Source organism: Mesorhizobium sp. P2_D1, assembly GCF_056404455.1.
In genome coordinates, this window is sequence record NZ_JBFUDZ010000187.1 from 1 (window position 1) to 591 (window position 591).

The following is a 591-nucleotide window of genomic DNA, read 5'->3' on the forward strand; positions in this document are numbered from 1 at the left end:
GAGCAGTATTTTCTTGGCCCTGTGCGATGACATGTTCAATGTCCGCCAAGCGCTTCACGACCGCTCGGACATTAATGCCGAGGTCGCGGGCGACCTTTGCCCGCCGATGGCCAAATACTATCATGTAGCGGCCTACATCGTGGGGATGCGGTCGCACAAGGATCGGTGTCGACTGGCCAGATGTACGAATGGCTTGTCTGAGCTGTAGGTATTCTTCGTCGTCCTCCCCTATACGATCAGCAATAAACGAAACATCGAGATCCTTGGGGTCAATCGCCACCACGGTTTCGCCATCGAGCATCCGCACTGAATTCTCGGCCAGTTCGTCCAGTGACTGCATCATCGAACGCGATGCGCCACGCTTGGCGTAGTCAGACCTAGCCTGCAACGCAGAATGCATTGGCTGTTCCCGTGTAAGTGACGCGGTGRCGTTTGCCAGAAGGTCCTTTCTAGCCATTCTGTCCTCTCAGAACTGCTCTCATCTGTTTGAAATTGCGTTCAAAAATGTCGTTCTGCACGGCTGTCAAAATCACTTCCGCCCCCATGCCTTATGAATAAGTGACGTAATCTCGGAATTGACCGCGTTCAGAC

At 53.4% G+C, this 591-nt stretch carries 1 protein-coding gene; it reads right to left on the minus strand.

All coding sequences use genetic code 11. From position 1 onward, the window contains the following. Nucleotides 1-400, minus strand: a 400-nt coding sequence (locus tag AC1D0I_RS32885; protein WP_477400232.1) for a ParB/RepB/Spo0J family partition protein, incomplete at its 3' end; no start/stop codon positions are given. Between the last annotated feature and the right edge of the window lie 191 nt (nucleotides 401-591).